Origin of the sequence: Achromobacter sp. UBA5777, assembly GCF_002418565.1 — a bacterium.
GTDB lineage: Bacteria > Pseudomonadota > Gammaproteobacteria > Burkholderiales > Burkholderiaceae_B > Achromobacter > Achromobacter animicus.
Window position 1 is genome coordinate 1 of the sequence record NZ_DIEJ01000181.1, and the last position, 2,503, is coordinate 2,503.

2 protein-coding genes are annotated in these 2,503 nt (G+C 66.8%); both read left to right on the top strand.

Annotation, left to right across the window (positions count from 1 at the left end; all coding sequences use genetic code 11):
• The coding region (locus B3446_RS14050; protein WP_291381916.1) for a DUF748 domain-containing protein at positions 1–1,261 on the top strand (1,261 nt) is incomplete at its 5' end.
• Positions 1,262–1,329: 68 nt separating this feature from the next.
• The gene (locus B3446_RS14055; RefSeq protein WP_291381918.1) at positions 1,330–2,211 is read left to right on the top strand and encodes a dienelactone hydrolase family protein; all 882 of its coding nucleotides are present in this window, start codon (positions 1,330–1,332) and stop codon (positions 2,209–2,211) included.
• Positions 2,212–2,503: the final 292 nt, after the last annotated feature.

A 2,503-nucleotide genomic window follows, 5' to 3' on the forward strand; every position in this document is an offset into this window, starting at 1 on the left:
GCCTGCACCCGCAGCGCCTGCACCCGCAGCGCCTGCGCCGTCCGCCAAGGGCAGCCGGGGAAGCGCCATGCCGGACATCTCGGTCAACAGCGTCACGCTGACTCGCGGACGCATGACCTTCACCGACCGCTTCGTCAAGCCCAACTACGTCGCTGAACTGTCCAGCATCGAAGGCGGCATCACCGCCGTCTCTTCCACCAACCCGCAGCCTGCCAAGGTCAAGGTCACGGGACGGGTCTACACCACCGCGCCGCTCTCGATCAGCGGCGTCGTGCAGCCCTTCGCCCAATACCTGACCCTGGACCTCAAGGCGTCCGCCAAGGGCGTCGACCTGCCACGCTTCAACACCTATTCGGCCAAGTACGTCGGCTACCCGATCAAGCGCGGCAAGCTCTCGGTAGACCTGGAATACAAGATCAAGAACCGCGCCTTGCAGGCCACCAACCACGTCGTACTCAATCAGCTGACCTTTGGCGACAAGACCAACAGCCCCGACGCCACCAAGCTGCCGGTGCTGCTGGCCGTCGCGCTGCTCAAGGACTCGCGCGGCAACATCGACATCAACCTGCCCATCTCCGGCTCGCTCGACGACCCCGAGTTCTCGGTCGGCGGCATCGTCGTGCGCGTGCTGATGAATTTGGTGGTCAAGGCCGTGACCTCGCCCTTCAGCCTGCTCGCGTCCGCGTTCGGCGGCGGCGAAGAACTGTCCTACGTCGAATTCGCGCCCGGCAGCGCCGTCCTCACCGAAGACACGATCCAGCGCATCGACACCCTGACCAAGGCGCTCACCGACCGCCCGGCCCTCAAGATGGACATCAGCGGCCGCGCCGACCCCAAGACCGACTCGGAAGGCCTGCGCCAGGCCTGGGTCGACGCCAAGATCCGCGCCGCCAAGGCCGCCGACGTCGCACCGCGCGGCAAGAAGCCCGACCCCAAGGGCATCACGGTCTCCGCCGCCGAGCGTGCCAAGTACCTCGAAGACGTCTACGATGACGCAGACCTCAAGGACAAACCGCGCAATTTCATCGGCATGGCCAAGTCCATCCCGGCCGCGCAGATGGAAGCAATGCTGCGCGCGGCGGCCCCGGTCGGCGAGGATCAACTGCGCCAACTGGCCGATGCCCGGGCGCAGGCGGTATATGAGAAGTTGCAAGCCCAGGAAGGACTCGCGGATCGCGTGTTCATCGTTGCGCCGCAGCTGGACGCCGATGGCATCAAGGATGAGGGGCAACCCTCACGCGTGGACTTCTCCCTGAAGTGAACTCGGCAGGCCCGGGCAGGGACGCGAGGCGCGTCCCTCCGTGCCCGTCTTTTACCAGGAGATTTTCGATGAAAGACCAGGACGACGCGCACTTCGACAGCCTGCTCCCGCCCTTGCGGCTGGACCGGCGAGGCTTCCTTGCCACCACTGCGGCGGCGGGTTTCTCGCTGGCGGCAGGCCCGGTGGTGGCGCAAACCGCCATCACCACGGACGCCAAGGGCCTCGTGGCCGGCAGGATCGAAATCCCCACCTCCGACGGCAAGATTCCCGCGTTCCGCGCCGCACCGGATGGCAAGAAGAACCTGCCCACGATCATCGTCGTCCAGGAAATCTTCGGCGTACACGAATACATCCAGGACGTCTGCCGGCGACTGGCCCACCAGGGCTACCTCGCCATCGCGCCGGAACTCTATGCGCGCCAGGGCGACCCGTCCAAATACACCGAAATCCCCAAGCTGCAGGCCGAGATCGTCAGCAAGGTCCCCGACAAACAGGTCATCGCCGACCTGGACGCCACCGCCGCCTGGGCCGCCGCCAACGGCGGCAACTCCGACCGTCTGGGCATCCTGGGCTTCTGCTGGGGCGGCCGCCAGGTCTGGCTCTACGCCGCCCACAACCCCAAACTGAAGGCCGGCGCCGCCTGGTACGGCCAGTTGGCGGGTGACCCCACCGAACTGAAACCCAAGTCGGCCCTGGCCATCGTCAACGACCTGAAGGCCCCGGTCCTGGGCGCCTACGGCGGCAAGGACGCCGGCATCTCCCAGGCCGACGTCGACCGCATGCGCGTCGAGCTAGCGAAGGGCTCCGCCGCCGCCAAGGCGTCGCGCATCGATATCTACCCCGAAGCGGGCCACGCGTTCCACGCCGACTATCGCCCTTCGTACCGCAAGGCGGAAGCGGAACAGGCGTGGACGCGGATGCTGGACTGGTTCAAGCAGAACGGGTTGTAAGAGACCCAAGCCCGCCTGCGAAGGCCCCCACACGCGCAGCGACAGCACCCCGGCGCAAGACACTGCGTAAGCCCCCGAAGGCCGCCCGCGCGGCCGACCGGGGGCGGGCCCCGCGAGATTTTCCATCACGCACCACCCGTGAGAAGAACCTCAAGAACCCAACCCACCCCGACGATCGCAAAGATCCATCAGCAAAGCCTGGTGTGCCGGCCGCCTGGGGTGCGCGGGGCGTCGATAAGCCCGAGGGAATCTGAAGGAGCGGCCGCAGGCCGGGACGAAGATGACGACGGGG

Excerpts from the sequence above, each read along its gene's own strand:
- B3446_RS14055 (WP_291381918.1), top strand. The coding sequence starts at position 1,330 with ATGAAAGACCAGGACGACGCGCACTTCGACAGCCTGCTCCCGCCCTTG.